The sequence below is a fragment of the Streptomyces sp. NPDC004732 genome, from assembly GCF_040609235.1.
In the GTDB taxonomy this organism is placed as follows: domain Bacteria; phylum Actinomycetota; class Actinomycetes; order Streptomycetales; family Streptomycetaceae; genus Streptomyces.
In genome coordinates, this window is the sequence record NZ_JBEXJR010000001.1 from 755,609 (window position 1) to 772,972 (window position 17,364).

At 70.6% G+C, this 17,364-nt stretch carries 16 protein-coding genes; 4 read left to right on the forward strand and 12 right to left on the reverse strand.

What is annotated here, in order from left to right:
• Positions 1 to 51: 51 nt before the first annotated feature.
• From ABZV77_RS03110 to ABZV77_RS03140, 7 genes are all read right to left on the reverse strand, one after another.
• On the reverse strand, positions 52 to 1,236 hold the full coding sequence (locus ABZV77_RS03110) for an NAD(P)/FAD-dependent oxidoreductase (RefSeq protein WP_356249651.1): 1,185 nt from the start codon (positions 1,234 to 1,236) through the stop codon (positions 52 to 54).
• Complete coding sequence (gene ddaH, locus ABZV77_RS03115) at positions 1,236 to 2,066, reverse strand: dimethylargininase (RefSeq protein WP_356249653.1); 831 nt, start codon at positions 2,064 to 2,066, stop codon at positions 1,236 to 1,238. Before ddaH ends, ABZV77_RS03110 begins: the two co-directional genes overlap by 1 nt.
• Positions 2,053 to 2,739 (reverse strand): FMN-binding negative transcriptional regulator, encoded by a 687-nt coding sequence (locus tag ABZV77_RS03120; protein ID WP_356250166.1) that lies wholly within the window; start codon positions 2,737 to 2,739, stop codon positions 2,053 to 2,055. The genes ddaH and ABZV77_RS03120 overlap by 14 nt, the downstream gene beginning before the upstream one ends.
• Positions 2,740 to 2,741: 2 nt before the next feature.
• Positions 2,742 to 4,046, reverse strand: a complete 1,305-nt coding sequence (locus ABZV77_RS03125; RefSeq protein WP_356249655.1) for a SidA/IucD/PvdA family monooxygenase — start codon at positions 4,044 to 4,046, stop codon at positions 2,742 to 2,744.
• Between the two features lie 23 nt (positions 4,047 to 4,069).
• On the reverse strand, positions 4,070 to 4,288 hold the full coding sequence (locus tag ABZV77_RS03130; RefSeq protein WP_356249657.1) for an MbtH family protein: 219 nt from the start codon (positions 4,286 to 4,288) through the stop codon (positions 4,070 to 4,072).
• Positions 4,289 to 4,904: 616 nt separating this feature from the next.
• Positions 4,905 to 5,306, reverse strand: a complete 402-nt coding sequence (locus ABZV77_RS03135; protein WP_356249659.1) for a RidA family protein — start codon at positions 5,304 to 5,306, stop codon at positions 4,905 to 4,907.
• Entirely contained in the window at positions 5,303 to 6,490 is a 1,188-nt protein-coding gene (locus ABZV77_RS03140) for an acyl-CoA dehydrogenase family protein (protein WP_356249661.1), read from the reverse strand. The genes ABZV77_RS03135 and ABZV77_RS03140 overlap by 4 nt, the downstream gene beginning before the upstream one ends.
• 109 nt (positions 6,491 to 6,599) lie before the next feature.
• Between ABZV77_RS03140 and ABZV77_RS03145 the strand changes: the two genes are divergently transcribed.
• Genes ABZV77_RS03145 through ABZV77_RS03155 form a run of 3 tightly spaced genes read left to right on the forward strand, consistent with a single transcriptional unit; the run spans position 6,600 to position 9,671 of the window.
• A complete protein-coding gene (locus tag ABZV77_RS03145; protein WP_356249663.1) occupies positions 6,600 to 8,243 on the forward strand; it encodes an AMP-binding protein in 1,644 nt (547 codons plus the stop codon).
• A 9-nt stretch (positions 8,244 to 8,252) separates the two neighbouring features.
• Complete coding sequence (locus ABZV77_RS03150; protein WP_356249665.1) at positions 8,253 to 9,068, forward strand: PaaX family transcriptional regulator C-terminal domain-containing protein; 816 nt, start codon at positions 8,253 to 8,255, stop codon at positions 9,066 to 9,068.
• A gap of 45 nt (positions 9,069 to 9,113) precedes the next feature.
• Positions 9,114 to 9,671, forward strand: coding sequence for a HutD family protein (locus ABZV77_RS03155; RefSeq protein WP_356249667.1), 558 nt, complete (start codon positions 9,114 to 9,116; stop codon positions 9,669 to 9,671).
• 10 nt (positions 9,672 to 9,681) lie between these two features.
• Here ABZV77_RS03155 and ABZV77_RS03160 read toward each other — a convergent pair whose 3' ends face one another.
• Together ABZV77_RS03160 and ABZV77_RS03165 are read right to left on the reverse strand one after the other, a co-directional pair.
• Positions 9,682 to 11,988: a bifunctional salicylyl-CoA 5-hydroxylase/oxidoreductase gene (locus tag ABZV77_RS03160; RefSeq protein ID WP_356249669.1), complete on the reverse strand. Its 2,307-nt coding sequence runs from the start codon at positions 11,986 to 11,988 to the stop codon at positions 9,682 to 9,684.
• A 2-nt stretch (positions 11,989 to 11,990) separates the two neighbouring features.
• Entirely contained in the window at positions 11,991 to 12,818 is an 828-nt protein-coding gene (locus ABZV77_RS03165) for an enoyl-CoA hydratase family protein (protein ID WP_356249671.1), read from the reverse strand.
• A gap of 266 nt (positions 12,819 to 13,084) precedes the next feature.
• Between ABZV77_RS03165 and ABZV77_RS03170 the strand changes: the two genes are divergently transcribed.
• Entirely contained in the window at positions 13,085 to 13,516 is a 432-nt protein-coding gene (locus tag ABZV77_RS03170) for an ATP-binding protein (protein WP_356249673.1), read from the forward strand.
• Here ABZV77_RS03170 and ABZV77_RS03175 read toward each other — a convergent pair.
• The 3 genes from ABZV77_RS03175 to ABZV77_RS03185 form a co-directional block, all read right to left on the reverse strand.
• Positions 13,482 to 14,945 (reverse strand): amino acid permease, encoded by a 1,464-nt coding sequence (locus tag ABZV77_RS03175; protein WP_356249675.1) that lies wholly within the window; start codon positions 14,943 to 14,945, stop codon positions 13,482 to 13,484. The genes ABZV77_RS03170 and ABZV77_RS03175 overlap by 35 nt on opposite strands.
• Before the next feature lie 71 nt (positions 14,946 to 15,016).
• Positions 15,017 to 16,015, reverse strand: coding sequence for an ornithine carbamoyltransferase (argF, locus tag ABZV77_RS03180; protein ID WP_356250168.1), 999 nt, complete (start codon positions 16,013 to 16,015; stop codon positions 15,017 to 15,019).
• A 107-nt stretch (positions 16,016 to 16,122) separates the two neighbouring features.
• Positions 16,123 to 17,355 (reverse strand): arginine deiminase, encoded by a 1,233-nt coding sequence (locus tag ABZV77_RS03185; RefSeq protein WP_356249677.1) that lies wholly within the window; start codon positions 17,353 to 17,355, stop codon positions 16,123 to 16,125.
• Positions 17,356 to 17,364 lie beyond the last annotated feature (9 nt).

Consider the following 17,364-nt stretch of genomic DNA (forward strand, 5'->3'; position numbering starts at 1 on the left):
CGGACATACTGCACGCGGACTACGGGAACGGCGTACGGGGGCGGCGGCGGGCTACAGAAGGTCCACGAGGTCGGCCGTCATGAATTCGCGCATCCCGATGACGCCCGAGACCAGGGCGAAATAGCGGGACGTGAGTTCCGGCGATCCGGCGACGGCGTGCAGCATGCGGAGCCTCGTCTTCGTCGGATTGAGACGCGCCAGTTCGAGCGTGCTCTTGTACGGACCGTCGAGGGTGTCCGCCATCGTCCTTGCGAAGTCCGACGTCGCCTCGTCGACAGCGGCCGTGTCCTCCGCCTGGACACCGGACATGGCATCGGCGATCAGATCGGCCTGGACGAACGCATTGGTGATTCCGCGGGCACTGATCGTGTCGAGGTGGTGGGCCGCGTCCCCCACCAGCGCCCAGCCCGGTCCGTGGGCCTTGCGGAAGTAGTTCCGCTGGTCCCCCGTGCCCCGCCACCGGTCGGCCCGCTCGGTGGACATCATCTGCTCGTACAGCTCAGGCGCGGTCGACTTGACCGCCGACAGATACGCCTCCCCGGGGTCGCGGCGCGCCTCCGCGAATTCGGCCTGCGGCATATAGGCGGCCACGATGGTGAGGTCGTCGTGGGTCGGAATCCGGGCGATCCAGCGCCCCACTCTTTCGTGGAATCCGAATCCCGTACGCAGACCGCGCCAGAAGGTGTAATACACGCAGCTCGCCAGCGGATCCGACCGCAGGACCGGCGCGTCGACCAGGTCGGCGACCTTCGAGCGCATGCCGTCGGCCCCGATGACCAGTCCCGCCGACACCGTTGTCGTCGCATCCCCGGTCTTCAGCCGGACCCCGGCGACCCGGTCGTCGCGCCAGACCAGCTCCTGCACCTGTGCGCGGTCCATGAACTCCGCGCCCGCCGATACGGCGGCCCGCACCAGCAGGTCGTCGAGGACGTACCGCCGCGGCGCGTACGCGGCGGAGAATCCGTCCTCGGACGGCACCGCCGAGGTCAGGCTGAGACCGTCGATGTCATGGCTGATGGTGTCCAGCGGCGGGCAGCCGGAGGCCACGACGTCGTCGAGCACCCCCCAGCGCGCGAGTCTGGTGACTCCCGGCTGGTGGATGTAGAGCGTGGACATGGTGTCCGAAGGGAACGGCGCCTTGTCGACCAGCAGCACGCGTCGGCCCTGCCGGGCAAGGAGCAGAGCGGTCGACGCACCCGCGCAGCGCGCACCCACCACCACAACGTCGAAATCCATTACCGGACCCCGCCCCGGGGGGAACGCAGCTCCAAGGTGCAGCATTTGGCGCTGCCGCCCGCCTTGAGCAGTTCGGAGAGGTTCACGCCGATGGGGTTGAAACCGCGCTCGCGGAGCGTGGCCGCGAGATCGGTGGCGGCCTCCGGCATGACAACGTTGTAGCCGTCGCTGAACGCATTGAGTCCGAAGACCGCCGCGTCCTCACCGGACGCCAGGATCGCGTCGGGGAACATCTCCCGGAGCACGGCCCGGCTGCCGGACGAGAAGGCCTCCGGGTAATACATGATCTGGTCGTCGGAGAGCACCGAAAGGGCGGTGTCGAGGTGGTAGTGACGCGGGTTGACCAAGGTCAGTCCGGTCACCGGGAGTCCGAAGAACTCCTGCGCCTCGGCGTGCGAGCGCGGGTCCGTGCGGAATCCGGTGCCCGCCAGGATGCGTCGGCCGACGAGCAGATAGTCGCCCTCGCCCTCATTGATGAACTCCGGCCACAGGCAGTCGTCGAATCCATGCTCCTGGAACCACGAGAGATAGGCGGGCCCTTCGGCGGTCCGCTCCGCGTGCCGGAAACGGGCGCCGAGCACCTTGCCGTCCACCACCGTCGCGCCATTGGCGGCGAACACCATGTCGGGCAGCCCGGGTATCGGGTCGATCACGTCGACGGTGTGGCCGAGCGACTTGTAGAGCTCGTACAGCTCCTCCCACTGGGCGAGTGCCAGATCGCTGTCGCAGGGCTTCTCCGGGTTCATCCACGGATTGATGGAGTAGACGACGCCGAAATGGCTGGGGCGGCACATCAGAAGACGGCGCGGGGTCATGTCAGTTGTGGGCATGGGCAGTTCCTCCGGTGGGGACGGATGGCTCTCGGGTCGTGTCGAACTCGCGCATCAGGGCGGCGAGTTCCCTGCCGCGCCAGGTGCCGTCCGAGGCGAAGCGGTCCGTGACCCGCTTGCGGATGTCGGGGCCCTGCTCCTGGCTGAGCTTGAACATGCCGTCCGCCGACTCCACCTCGAAGCGGAACGCGCCCACGGCCGGGCCGATCCCCCGGAAGTACTCCAGCGAGCCGTCCATTTCCCAGCCGTCGCCGAAGTCCTTCTCGTACGCCTTCACCGTCCGTTGGACGACTTCGAGCGTCTCCTCGAAACCGGTGATCGGCCGCAACGTCCCCTGGAGGTGCACCGAGACGAAGTTCCAGGTGGGTGCCGCGGGCGTCGTCTCGTACACCGCGGGGGTGACGTAGCCGTGCGGGCCGGTGAAGATCAGCTGGGCGTCCGCGCCGTCGGTCAGCGAGTCCCAGTGGGCGTTGGCCCGGTTCATGTGGCCGAGCAGGGTCACGCCCTCCGGCCCGGCGTCCCCCGAGGGGGAGTCGGGGCTGAAGATCATCGGCAGGTGCGTGGCGTACGGCACCCGCGGACCGTTGGTGACCAGCGTGGCGAGGGGGTACTGCTCGACGATGCGGCGAAGCCACGCCCGGTCTTCCGCCTGGTAGATCGATGGGACGTACATGGTCACCTCTTGAGGATGGACTGGGCGATCTCGCCGGACCGGACCGCGGTGTTGGACAGGAGACCGGCCGACAGACCGTGGGAGTGTTCGGTGCTTGCGCCCTGGACGTAGATCCCGCAGCGCACCGCGTCCGACGTCGTCACGCGGTAGTCGCGCTCGACGCCGAGGCGCCCCTGCTCGTCCCGCTTGCACTCGCGCAGCAGGTCCTGGAGCAGTGGGGTCGGGTCGCTCGGGCGGTAGCCGGTGGCGAAGACGACCAGGTCCGCCTCGATGGTCCTCGCCGCGCCGGACGCGGTCGACTCGACCACGACCCTGACGCCGTCCGCATGTTCGTCGGCGGCGGTGACGCGCGAGGTGTTCAGCATCCGCAGCCGTGGCTTGCCGAGGACCCTCTCCTGGTAGCTCCTGCGGTACAGGTCCTGCGACACGTCGAGATCGACCACCGAGTAGTTGGTGTTCGCGTGGTAGTCGAGGAGGCGCTGCTTCTCGTCGGCCGGAGAGTCGTAGAACTGGTCGACGGCCTCCGGGTCGAAGATGCCGTTCGCGTACGGGCTGTCGTCGGCGACGCTGTAGCCGTAACGCGAGAGCACGGTGTGCACTTGGGCGTCGGAGAAGGTGCGGTGCATATAGTCGGCGGCTTCGGCTGCACTCTGCCCCGAGCCCACGACGACGACATTCCGAGGGGCTTCGGTGATGGTGCCGACCCGGTGCATCAATTGCGAGCTGTGCCAGATGCGCCCGGATTCCTCGATACCTGCCGGGAGTCGAGGCGTCAGCCCCATGCCGATGACGACATTACGCGCGCGCTGAACGGTCTCATGACCGCCGGAAGCGTCGCGGGCCACTACATCGACGTATTCCACCACACCGTTCTCGACCACCGGCCGGACGGCGGTGATCTCGGAACCGTAGGACACGTGCGACTGGAATTGATGGGCCGCCCATTCCAGGTAGTCGTGGAACTCGACACGCAGCGGGTACAGGGTCTTGCTGTTGATGAACTCGGCGACCCTGCCCTTCTCCTGGAGGTAGGAGACGAACGTGTAGCGGCTCATCGCATTGCGCATGGTCGCCAGGTCCTTGAGGAAAGAGACCTGCATCGTCGCGTCTTCCATCAGCATGCCGCGGTGCCAGCCGAACCGGGGCTGCCGCTCGTAGAACTTCATGCTGACTTCCGGCGTCCCCGCGTCCGCCTTGGCGATGTCCTCCAGAGCGATCGCCAGCGCGAGGTTGGAGGGACCGAAGCCGATTCCGACTACGTCCGCTACGTTCGCTGCGTTCGCGTTCGCTGCTGATTGTGCCGTCATGGATTGAAAAGCCTTCCCATTCACTACTTGCCGCTGTTCCCGGATGCCTCGATGAGTGAACTGGGGCGCAGGTCCGTCCAGTTCGTGTCCACGTACTCCAGGCAAGCCGCCCGGTCGGCCGCACCGAAGGCCTTGGACCAGCCGGCCGGGATGTCGGCGAAGGCAGGCCAGAGGGAGTGCTGTCCCTCCTCGTTGGTGAGCACGAAGTAACTGCCGTCTTCGTTGTCGAACGGGTTGCTCATGTTTTCCTCGACTTCCCGGAAAATTGCATGACGACTTGGCCGCTGGTGCGGCTGTGACGGCCTGCCGAGGCCGTGGCGACCGGATTACGGCTTGGCGTGGAAGATCGGTCGCCTCAAAAGCCCGCCGCAGAAGGGTGCATGGGCCATGGATGACTCGAAGGGATACCGCGGAGAGCTGTCATCCGACGGGGTGCCCGTACGTTCGGGCACGGAGAGATTGCAGGAGTTATGTCGCCAGGCAGGGCGGTGACTCCGCGAGACTAAGCTGCTCATCCCGACGCACCGGGAGCGCGGGAACCGCACGCCGACGCGTCAGAAGGAATCCGTCTGCAAGGTCTCAAGTCCCCACCCCCCGATAGGTGCACACACTGTGTGCCGCTTTGACTGCTCATAAGCAGCCGGAATGACCCTCGGGCGTGGTCTGCCCGCAAAGCAAGATCTTTCGTGAACCTACCTGATGCGAGCGAAGTAAGCCAACCTTGACCTGAAGTCCCGCTTCCCATACTGGTCGGTATCGCATATGTGGGTCTGATCCACTGAAGACCACCGTCAGTCGAGCTTTGAACTCCCTTTTACGCAGAGTTTGTTGACACGCAAAGCCGCCGGACCGGGCCGTTCAGTCGAGCACGGCCATTCCGTCGAGTTCCACCAGCGCCGAGTCGTCCCACAGGCGGACCGCCCCGATCACGGCCATCGCGGGGTAGTCGCGGCCCGCCAACCTCCGCCAGATCCGGCCCAGTTCGGCGGCGCAGGCGCGGTAGTCGGCGACGTCCGTGGCGTAGACCGTGACGCGGGCGAGGTCGGCGGGGGTGCCGCCCGCGTGGCGGAGGGCCGTGAGGAGGTTGGTCAGGGCCCTCTCGAACTGCTCGGGCAGGGTCGATCCGGTGACCTTGCCCTCGCCGTCCAGTGCGGTCTGCCCGGCGAGGAAGACGAGGCGGGAGCCGGTCGCGGTGACGGCGTGCGAGAAGCCGGTGGGCGGGGCGAGTTCGGCGGGGTTGACGCGGTGCAGGCTGCTCATGCGGGCGGCTCCTCCTGGTGGGCGTACAGCTCCTTGGCGATGATGGTGCGCTGGACCTCGCTCGCACCCTCGTAGATGCGGGGCGCGCGCACCTCACGGTAGAGGTGTTCGAGGAGGTGTCCGCGGCGCAGTGCGCGGGCGCCGTGCAGCTGGACCGCCGCGTCGACCACGTACTGGGCGGTCTCCGTGGCGATGAGCTTCGCCATCGCGGCGCGCCGGGCGATGCCGGGGCCCTGCGGTCCCTCGCTGTCGTACGCCGCCGCTGCCGCGTACACCATCAGGCGCGCCGCCTCCGTGCGCGTGGCCATCTCGGCGACCTGGTGGCCGACGGACTGCAGGTCCTTCAACGTGCCGCCGAACGCGGTCCGTTCGGCCGTGTGGGCCAGCGTGGCGTCGAGCGCGGACTGCGCCATGCCGACCGCGAAGGCGCCGACGCTCGGCCGGAACCGGTTGAGGGTGGTCATCGCGACCCGGAAGCCGCGGTCGACCTCGCCGAGCACGTCCTCGACGCCGACCCGCACGCCGTCGAAGGCGAGGGCCCCGATGGGGTGCGGGGAGAGCATGTCGAGGGGAGTGCCGGTGAGACCCGCGCGGTCGGCGGGGACCAGGAACGCGGTGACACCGCGGGACCCCGCGCCCGGGGACGTACGGGCGAAGACGCTGTAGAAGTCGGCTTCGGGAGCGTTGGAGATCCAGCACTTCTCGCCGGTGAGGCGCCACCCTCCGGAGCCGTCCCGCTCCGCCGCGAGACTCAGGGCCGCCGCGTCCGAGCCCGCGCCCGGCTCGGAGAGCGCGAAGGCCGCGACGGCGTGCCCCGCGCGGACCGGCGGCAGCCAGCGTTCCCGCTGCGCGGCCGAGCCGTGGGCGTGCACGGGGTGGGCGCCGAGGCCCTGGAGGGCGAGGGCGGTCTCGGCCTCCGTGCAGGCGTACGCGAGGGATTCGCGCATCAGGCAGAGGTCCAGGGCGCCCGCGCCCCGCGCCCGGGCACCGGCCTGCTCCCCACCCGCCCCCCGTTCCTCGAACAGGCAGTCCAGCAGGCCCAGTTCACCCAGCGCCGCGACCAGTGGCCGGTTCACATGGCCGGGCTCACCCTTCTCCGCCAGGGGGCGCAGCCGCTCGGCGGCGAGCGTCCGCAGCTCCGCACAACGGGCGGTTTGCTCAGGATTGAGCGAGAATGCCGTCATCCCGGACCCTTCCTTTATCGCGCACCGTTGACTGTCGTCACCATCACGATACGCTCATGGAGCGAGCCCACCACAGCGCCCGACCGGCAGGCAAGGGGGCAGAGCCGCCATGGAACCCACCGGCAATCCAGCCAACCCGGGGCTGACACCATCCGGCCACGTCGACACGTTCGCCCGGGACCACCTCCCGCCGCGCGATCGGTGGCCCGTGCTGGTCCACGACCGCCCCGAGCTGCACTACCCCGACCGCCTCAACTGCGGCGCGGAACTCCTCGACCGGTCCGCCGACCGGTTCGGCGCCGAGCGCCCCGCCTTCCACGCACCGTCCGGCGAGACCTGGACGTACGGGCTGCTGCGGCAGCACGTCGACCGGATCGCGCACGTGCTGACCAGCGAGCTCGAAGTACGGCCCGGCCAGCGCGTCCTGCTGCGCGGGCCCACCACGCCGTGGCTCGCGGCCTGCTGGCTCGCGGTGATGAAGGCGGGCGCGGTCGCCGTGACCGTCCTCGCCCAGCAGCGCGCGCAGGAGCTCGCCACCATGTGCGAGATCGCCGAGGTGCGGCACGCGCTCTGCGACATCAGGTCCGTCGACGACCTGATCAAGGCGGGCGTGCCGGGCCTGAGCGTCACCACGTACGGCGGCGAGGGCCCCGACGACCTCCTCGCGCGCGCCGCCCGGCACCCCGAGCGGTACGCGGCGGTGGACACGGCGGCCGACGACGTCGCGCTGATCGCGTTCACCTCCGGCACGACGGGCCGCCCCAAGGGCTGCATGCACTTCCACCGCGACGTGCTCGCCATCGCCGACACCTTCGCGCGGCACATCCTCAAACCGGTGCCCGACGACGTCTTCGCGGGCAGCCCGCCGCTCGGCTTCACCTTCGGGCTCGGCGGCCTCGTCATCTTCCCGCTGCGCTTCGGCGCCTCCTCCGTGCTGCTCGAACAGGCGGGCCCCAAGCAGCTGTTGCCCGCCATCGGGCAGCACGGCATCAGCGTGCTCTTCACCGCGCCCACCGCGTACCGCACGATGCTGGACCAGCTGGACGCGCACGACGTCTCCTCGCTGCGCCGCTGCGTCTCGGCGGGCGAGAACCTCCCCGCGGCCACCTGGCAGGCCTGGCACCAGCGCACCGGACACCGCATCATCAACGGCATCGGCGCGACGGAGCTGCTGCACATCTTCATCTCCGCCGCCGACGACGCGATCAGGCCCGGCACGACGGGACGGCCCGTCCCCGGCTGGCACGCGCGCGTGGTCGACGACTCCGGCGCCCCCGTGCCGGACGGCGAACCGGGACTGCTCGCCGTGCGCGGCCCGGTCGGCTGCCGCTACCTCGCCGACGACCGCCAGCTGCAGTACGTACGGCACGGCTGGAACGTCACGGGCGACACCTACGTCCGCGACCCCGACGGCTACTTCCGCTATGTCGCCCGCGCGGACGACATGATCATCTCGGCCGGGTACAACGTCGCGGGCCCCGAGGTCGAGGAGGCCCTGCTGCGCCATCCCGACGTCGCGGAGACGGCGGTCGTGGGGCGCCCCGACGAGCTGCGCGGCCAGATAGTGGTGGCGTACGTGGTCCCGCGCGAAGGGGCGAGCCCGGACGCGGACCGGCTGCGCGAGTTCGTCAAGGGTGAGCTCGTGCCGTACAAGTGCCCGCGCGAGATCGTCTTCCTGGACGCACTCCCGAGGACGGCGACGGGGAAGCTGCAGCGGTTCCGGCTGCGGACGGAGCCGGAGCCGGGCCCGTAGAGTGATCACGTGTCCGAGCAGCACACTCCACGGTCCCTGATCGTCACCTTCTACGGCGCCTACGGCCGGGCGGCGCCCGGCCCCGTCCCGGTGGCCGAGCTGGTGCGCCTCCTCGCGCCGGTCGGCGTCGACGCACCCTCGGTGCGGTCGTCGGTGTCCCGGCTGAAGCGACGCGGTCTCCTCGTTCCAGGGCGCACGGCGGCGGGCGCGGCCGGGTACGCGCTCTCGCCCGACGCCCGCCAGCTCCTGGAGGACGGCGACCGCCGCATCTACGGCCCGCCGCCCGCGCGGACGGCGGGCGGCTGGGTCCTCGCCGTCTTCTCCGTCCCCGAGGCGGAGCGCAACAAGCGGCACGTGCTGCGCTCCCGCCTCGCGGGCCTCGGCTTCGGCACGGCGGCCCCCGGCGTCTGGATCGCCCCCGCCCATCTCTACGAGGAGACGAGGCACACCCTGGAGCGACTCCAACTCGCGTCGTACGTCGACCTGTTCAGCGGCGAGCACCTGGGCTACGCGCCGACGGCCGAGGCGGTCGCGCGCTGGTGGGACCTCTCGTCCCTGGCCAAGCAGCACGAGGAGTTCCTGGACCGCCACGAGCCGGTGCTCCGCTCCTGGGAGGCCCGCAAGGACGCTCCCCCGTCCCCCGAGGAGGCCTACCGCGACTACCTCCTCGCCCTCGACTCCTGGCGCCAGCTCCCCTACGCCGACCCGGGCCTGCCCGCCGGTCTGCTGCCTTCGGACTGGCCCGGCGCCCGCTCGGCGGCGGTGTTCGCGGCGCTCGACGAGTCGCTGCGGGAGGCCGGGGCGCGGTTCGTGCACCCCGCATAGGCTGGCCCCGGACTCGGTGATCATGAGCGTGGGAGGAGTCGGCGGATGGACGCAGATGTGCTGCGCTGGAGCGCGTACCGCAGCGTGCCGTGGAAGAACGGCGGCGGTATCACCAGGGAGGTCGCGGACGGCGCCGACTGGCGGGTGAGCGTCGCGGACGTGGACGGTGACGGCGCCTTCTCCGCCTTTCCCGGGCTCGACCGCGTGATCACCCCGGTCGAGGGCGAGGGCATGGTGCTGACGGTGGACGGCGCCTCGCGGCCGGTCGGACCGCTGAGCCCGTTCGCCTTCCCCGGCGACGCGACGACGGACTGCCGCCTGACGGCGGGCGCGGTGCGCAACCTGAACGTGATGACCCGCAGGGGCCGGGCGACGGCACAGGTGGAGATCGTCACCGTCACCGCCGCGCGGGAGACGGTGTGTGCCGCGGGCGAGACCGTGCTCGTCATGGCCGTCACCGAGGGGATCGCCATCGGCGAACCGGACGGGCGGGCGACCCCACTGGGCCGTCTCGACGGTGTGCGCCGGGACGGCCCGGGGACGCTGACGCTCCGCGGCGACGGCACGGCGGCCCGGATCAGGATCACCGTCGTGCCGCGCTGAGAGCCTGAGGTCAGTCGCCCAGTTTCAGCCTCTGCTTGGGGGTGTCCGTACGGCCGGTCTGGGGCCTGCGGCTGCCTGCGCGGTACTGGGCGGGCCAGGTCGCGCCCGGTCCTGCGTACTCCTGTTCGGCCGCGGCGTGCAGGGTCCAGTGGGGGTCGTAGAGGTGGGGGCGGGCCAGGGCGCAGAGGTCCGTGCGGCCCGCCAGGAGCAGGGAGTTGACGTCGTCCCAGGAGGAGACGGCGCCCACGGCGATCACCGGGATGCCGGTCAGGCTGCGGATGCGGTCGGCGTACGGCGTCTGGTAGGAGCGGCCGTACGCGGGGCGCTCGCCGGAGACGACCTGGCCGGTCGAGACGTCGATCGCGTCGGCGCCGTGGGCCGCGAACGCGCGGGCGATCTCGACGGCGTCCTCCGCGCTGGTGCCGCCGTCGGCCCAGTCGGTGGCGGAGATGCGCACCGTCATGGGCCTGCCTTCGGGCCACACCTCCCGCACCGCGTCGAAGACTTCGAGGGGGAAGCGGAGGCGGCCCGAGAGGTCCCCTCCGTAGGCATCCGTGCGGTGGTTGGTGAGCGGGGAGATGAAGCCGGAGAGCAGATAGCCGTGGGCGCAGTGCAGTTCGAGGAGGTCGAAGCCCGCGCGGTCGGCGCGGCGGGCCGCGTCGACGAACTGGTCGCGGATCTCGGTGAGGCCCGCGCGGGAGAGTTCGCGCGGGGTCTGGCTGTCCGGCCGGTACGGCAGCGGCGAGGCGGCGTCGAGCGGCCAGTTGCCGTCGGACAGCGGCTCGTCGATGCCCTCCCACATCAGCTTGGTGGAGCCCTTGCGGCCGGAGTGGCCGAGCTGGAGGCCGATCGCCGTGCCGGGCGCCTGCGCGTGCACGAAGTCGGTGACGCGGCGCCAGGCTTCGGCCTGCTCGTCGGTGTAGAGCCCGGCGCAGCCCGGTGTGATGCGGCCGCGCTCGCTGACGCACACCATCTCGGTCATGACCAGGCCCGCGCCGCCAAGGGCCCGCGCGCCCAGGTGCACCAGGTGGAAGTCGCCGGGGACGCCGTCCACGGCGGAGTACATGTCCATCGGCGAGACGACGACGCGGTTGTGCAGGGTGAGGTCGCGGAGCCGGAAGGGCGTAAACATCGGCGGGGTGCCGTCCGGGCAGCCGAAGTCCCGCTCGACGGAGCGGGTGAAGTCCGCGTCGCGCAGCCGGAGGTTGTCGTGGGTGACGCGGCGGCTGCGGGTGAGCAGGTTGAAGGCGAACTGGCGGGGCGGCTGGTCCAGGTAGTCGGGCAGCCGCTCGAACCACTCCAGGCTGGCGCGGGCGGCGCGCTGGGTGGAGGCGACGACGGGGCGGCGCTCGGTCTCGTACGCCTGGAGCGCGGCCGGGATGTCGGGCTGTTCCTCCAGGCAGGCGGCGAGCGCGAGAGCATCCTCGACGGCGAGCTTCGTGCCCGAGCCGATGGAGAAGTGCGCGGTGTGCGCCGCGTCGCCGAGCAGGACCGTGTTCCCGCTCGACCAGCGGGAGTTGGTGACCGTGCGGAAGTTGATCCAGGCGGATTTGTTGCCGCGCAGGGGGCGGCCGCCGAGTGCGTCCGCGAAGATCTTGGCGCAGCGTTCGGTGGACTCGCGCTCGTCGAGCTCCGCGAAGCCCGCGGCCTCCCACACCTCCTCGCGCATCTCGACGATGACGGTGGACTCGTGCGGCGAGAACGGATAGCCGTGGAGCTGCATCACGCCGTGCTCGGTCTCGGCGATCTCGAAGCGGAACGCGTCGAAGGCGAAGTCCGCGGCGAGCCAGATGTAGCGGCAGTGGTGGGTCGTCAGGCTCGGCCCGAAGACGTCGGCCCGCGCCTCGCGGGTGAGGCTGTGCACGCCGTCCGCGGCGACGACCAGGTCGTACTCCGCGGAAAGCGCGGCGGCGGGCGGCGCCTCCGTGCGGAAGCGCAGCTCGACGCCGAGGTCCCGGCAGCGGTCGTGCAGGATCTCCAGGAGCCTGCGCCTGCCGAGTGCCGCGAAGCCGTGGCCGCCGGAGGTGTGGCGCCGGTCCCGGTGCACGATGTCGATGTCGTCCCAGCGCACGAACTCCGCCTGGAGGGCGGCGTAGACGGCGGGGTCGGCGTGCTCGATGCCGCCGAGGGTCTCGTCGGAGAGGACGACGCCGAAGCCGAAGGTGTCGTCGGGCGCGTTGCGCTCCCAGACGGTGATCTCGCGGGTCGGGTCCAGGCGCTTGAGCAGCGCGGCGGCGTAGAGCCCCGCGGGGCCGCCGCCGATGACGGCGATCCGGTGGGCCCGGCCCGCGGCGGAGGGTGCGACGGAGGTTCCCACGGTCACCGCCCCTGCCACTTCGGCGGGCGCTTCTCCGTGAAGGCCGCGTGGAACTCGGCGTAGTCCTCGCCGTTCATCAGCAGGGCCTGCGTCGAGGCGTCCAGCTCGATGGAGGCGGCCAGGGGCATGTCGAGCTCCGCGGTGAGGAGCGCCTTGGTCTGCGCGTACGCGAGGGCCGGTCCGTCGGCGAGGCGGCGGGCCAGGTCCTGTGCGGCCGCCGCGGCCCTGCCCTCCTCCGTCAGCTCGCTGATCAGCCCGATCCGTTCGGCCTCGGGGGCGCGCACCGGTTCGCCCAGCATCAGCAGCCGGGTGGCGTGGCCGAGTCCGACGACGCGCGGCAGGAGGTAGGCGGCGCCCATGTCGCCGCCGGAGAGGCCGACCCGGGTGAAGAGGAAGGAGAACCGCGCGGAGGGGTCGGCGACGCGGAAGTCCGCGGCGAGGGCGAGCACCGCGCCGGCGCCCGCCGCCACCCCGTGCACGGCGACGATCACCGGGAAGGGGCACTCCCTGATGGCGCGCACGACCTGGCCCGTCATGCGGTTGAAGTCGAGGAGCTGGGCGGTGTCCATGGCGAGCGTGGCGCCGATGATCTCGTCGACGTCGCCGCCCGAGCAGAAGCCGCGGCCCTCGCCGCCGAGCACGAGGGCGCGCACGGACTTGTCGCGGGAGAGCTCGGCGAGCAGGTCGCGCAGGTCGGCGTAGGCACCGAAGGTGAGCGCGTTGAGCTTGTCGGGGCGGGCGAGGGTGACCGTGGCGACCCCTTCGTCGACGACGAGGCGCAGGTGCCGCCAGTCGGGAGTGCGGGTCGCGGAGCCGGTGAAGGGACTCATCAGGTGCGGCCTCCTCGGCCTGAGGTGACGACTGGCTACCCCTCGAAGTTATCACCGTTCCGTGACTGTCGTCATGAGCGCGCGATAAGCCGGGCCGCGTCCGCCTCACAAGGGAACGGAAATCCCGAAATGCGCGTCTTGTCACCCGGGACACCACAGGGTCGGACGTCCCGGAAATGCCCGACCGTCGCCCCTGTCGACATAGCGCTTAAGATTCGTACGGTTGAAAGCAGGACCGCCGCCTGCTTGCCCTGAACGGACCCGCCTTGCACGAGCCTTCCTCCCCCGCCTCCTGGCGCATCGCGCTGCCGCACACCACGGCAGCCGTGCCCGTCGCACGCGCCCTGGTCCGTACGGCGCTGACCGACATCGAGTCGTCCGCCGACACCGACACCGCCGAGCTCCTCACCGCGGAGCTCGTCGCCAACGCCGTCGAGCACACCGAGGGGCAGGACCCCATAGAGCTGGTGATCGAGCTGCTGCCCACCGGCTGTCAGGTCGAGGTGCACGACTCCAATCCGCTGCCGCCCGGCGACCTCACGGGCCCGGGCCCGCACGGCGAGCCCGATCCCTGGCAGGAGCACGGGCGCGGCCTGCTCCTGATCCGCACCCTCAGCTCGTCCTGCGGCCACCGCACCACCGCGTCCGGCAAGGCGGTCTGGTTCACGCTTCCCGCGAGGTCCCCGCACCAGTGCTGACGGGACCAGTGCTGACGGGGCCCCGGCCGAGCCGCGAGTGGCCGCGGCCGTACAGCGCGTAGACCACCGCGCCCACCACGAGGAACACGGCGAACTGCAGCCACGTCGTCCAGCCCGTGCCCCAGATCAGATAGAGGCAGAAGCCGACGCCGAGGACCGGGCTGACCGGATGGAGCGGCACCCGGAAGGTGCGCCGCAGGTCAGGGGCGGAGCGGCGCAGCGCGATCACCGCGACATTCACCACGACCATGATCGCCAGGGTGCCGATGGTGGTCAGGCTGACGACGACGTCGAGCGAGGAGAAGGCAGCGGGCACGGCGACGACCGCCGCGACGATCCAGGTGTTGGCGACGGGGGTCCTGGTCCGCGGCGAGACGCGTTCGAAGACGCGCGGCATCAGGCCGTCGCGGGACATCGACATCAGGATGCGGGTCTGGCCGTACATCACGGCGAGCACCACGGACGCGATGGCGACGACCGCACCGAAGGCGATGATGCCGCCGCCGACGGTCGAGTCGGTGACCTGGTTGACGACGAGCGACAGCGCGGCGGGCTTGTCGGCGACGGCGTCCGGGCCGAGCGCGCCGATGGCCGCGAGCGCCACGGCGACGTAGAGCAGGGTGACGACGCCGATGCAGATGAGGATGGCGAGCGGGATGTTGCGCCGCGGGTTCTTCACCTCTTCGCCCGCCGTGGTGACGGCGTCGAAGCCGATGAAGGAGAAGAAGGCGAGCGAGGCCCCGGCGGTGATGCCGGAGACGCCCGCGCCCGCGAAGGGCGTGAGGTTGCCGTCCTCGAACGCGGTGAAGGCGACGGCCAGGAAGAGCAGCAGGATGCCGATCTTCAGCACCGCCATGGCGGCCGTGGCGCCCGCGCTCTCCCGGATGCCGCGCACCAGGAGCACGGCGGCCAGCAGGATGACGACCACGGCGGGCAGGTTCACCACGCCGCCCTCGCCGGGCCCCGCGGACAGCGCGGCGGGCAGCTCCCAGCCGGTGAGGCTGTGCAGCAGCTCGTTCAGGTACTGGCTCCAGCCGACCGCGACCGCGGAGACCGAGACGCCGTACTCCAGGAGCAGACACCAGCCCACGAGGAACGCGGTGCGCTCACCGAGGGAGGCGTACGCGAAGGAGTACGAGCTGCCGGAGACCGGGATCGCACCGCCCAGCTCGGCGAACGAGAACGCGGTGAAGATGCAGGTCACGGCCGCGAGGACATAGGAGACCGCGACGGCGGGGCCCGCCTCGGCGACGGAGTCGGAGAGGCCGACGAAGATGCCGGTGCCGACGATCGCGCCGACACCGAAACACACGAGCTGGAAGAGCCCCATGGTGCGCCTCAGGCCGTGGCCTTCGAGGTCCGCGCCCGATTCGGCGACGAGCTGGTCGGGTGACTTGATGCGAAGCCCGTTGGTACGCGTGGGGCTCATGGGGTGGTTCTCGTTTCTGGTGGTGCGTGGTGCGGGTGGTGCAGGTGGTGCGTGTTCCTTGAGGGGGGAGGTCAGGCGAGGGTCGCCACCAGGACCGCCTTGATCGTGTGCATACGGTTCTCGGCCTCGTCGAAGACCACGGAGTGCGCCGACTCGAAGACCTCGTCGGTGACCTCCAGCGACTCCAGGCCGTACGTCTCGTGGACCTCGCGGCCGACCTTGGTGCCGAGGTCGTGGAAGGCGGGCAGGCAGTGCAAGAACTTTACGTCGGTGTTGCCCGTGGCGCGCAGGACGTCCATCGTCACCGCGTAGGGCACGAGGGCCGCTATGCGCTCGGCCCACACCTCCTGCGGCTCCCCCATCGACACCCATACGTCGGTGCCGACGAAGTCCGCGCCCCCGACACCCTCCGCGATGTCCTCGGTGAGCGTCAGGCGGGCGCCGCTGGCCTCGGCGAGCTCGCGGGCCCGCGCGACGACCTCCGGGGCGGGCCAGTAGGCCTCGGGCGCGACGATGCGCACGTCCATGCCGAGCAGGGCGCCGGTGATCAGGTACGAGTTGCCCATGTTGAAGCGGGCGTCGCCGAGGTAGGCGAAGGCGATGTCAGTGAGGGGCTTGGCGCTGTGCTCGGTCATCGTGAGCATGTCGGCGAGCATCTGGGTGGGGTGCCAGTCGTCGGTCAGGCCGTTGAAGACGGGCACGCCCGCGTGGGCGGCGAGCGTCTCGACGGTGTCCTGCGAGTCCCCGCGGAACTCGATGGCGTCGAACATCCGGCCGAGCACCCGGGCGGTGTCCTTCGACGACTCCTTCTTGCCGATGTGCGAGCCGGAGGGGTCGATGTAGGTCGTCGAGGCCCCCTGGTCGGCGGCGGCCACCTCGAAGGCGCAGCGCGTCCGCGTCGAGCTCTTCTCGAAGATCAGCGCAATGTTCTTGCCCCGCAGCCGCGCCACCTCGGCCCCGGCCTTCTTGGCCGCCTTCAGCTCCGCGGCCAGCTCGATCAGGCCGCGGAACTCGTCGGCGGTGAAGTCCAGCTCCTTGAGGAAGTGGCGGCCGGTGAGATCTGTGGCCATGAGGCGCTCCAGGAGTGCGGGATAGGGAGTACGGGGCACGTTGACATTGAAACTATATACGACGCGCCACATTTATATACAGAGCCCCCCACCCCCCTCGTCGGGGCCTACATCCCGGGCACGGCGTCGCGCTGCACCGGACAGCTCATGCACCGCGGCCCGCCCCGGCCGCGCCCCAGCTCGCTCCCCAGGATCTCGATCACTTCGATGCCCTGCTTGCGCAGGTGCGTGTTGGTCGTCGAGTTCCTCTCGTACGCGACGACGACGCCGGGCTCCACCGCGAGGACGTTGCAGCCGTCGTCCCACTGCTCGCGCTCGGCCGCGTGCACGTCCTGCGTGGCCGTGAGGACCCGGATGGCGTCGAGGCCGAGCGCGGCGGCGATGGCGCGGTGCATGTGCTCGGGCGGATGGTCGGTGACCTTCAGCTCGCGCTCCCCCACGCCCGGCTCGATGGTGTACGAGCGGAGCATGCCGAGGCCCGCGTACTGCGTGAAGGTGTCGCCGTCGACCATCGTCATCACCGTGTCGAGGTGCATGAACGCGCGCCGCTTCGGCATGTCGAGGGCCACGATGGTCTGCGCCGAGCCCGCCGCGAAGAGCTTGTGCGCGAGCATCTCGACGGCCTGCGGCGTGGTGCGCTCGCTCATGCCGATGAGCACCGCCCCCTTGCCGATCACCAGGACGTCGCCGCCCTCGATGGTCGAGGGGTAGTCCGCCTGGCCCCGCGACCAGACGTTGAAGTCCTCGGCGCGGAACAGCGGATGGTGCCGGTAGATCGCCTCGAAGTGCACGGTCTCGCGCTGCCGGGCGGGCCAGCGCATCGCGTTGATCGAGACGCCGTCGTAGATCCAGGCGGAGGTGTCGCGGGTGAAGAGGTGGTTGGGCAGCGGGCCGAGCAGGAAGTCGTCCAGGTCCATGCAGTGGAAGCGCACGGACGTCGGCTCGGCGTGGCGCTCCAGGAATTCCCGCTTCGTCATCCCGCCGATCAGCGCCTCGGCGAGCTCGGCCGACGGCATGGTCTCGAACGCGGCCCTCAAGTGGTCGGTGGCGAGCGGCCCGTACTCCTTCTCGTCGAAGACCCGGTCCAGGACGAGGAGGCGGGCCGCGGGCACGTCCAGGGTCTCGGTCAGCAGGTCGCCGAAGAGATGGACCGCCACCCCCCGGTCGCGCAGCACGTCCGCGAACCCGTCGTGCTCCTGGCGGGCCCTGCGCACCCACAGGACGTCGTCGAAGAGGAGGGCGTCCTTATTGCTCGGAGTCAGCCGCTTGAGCTCCAGATCGGGGCGGTGCAGTATGACGCGGCGCAGCCGCCCGGCCTCGGAGTCGACATGGAATCCCATGGGGTCCAT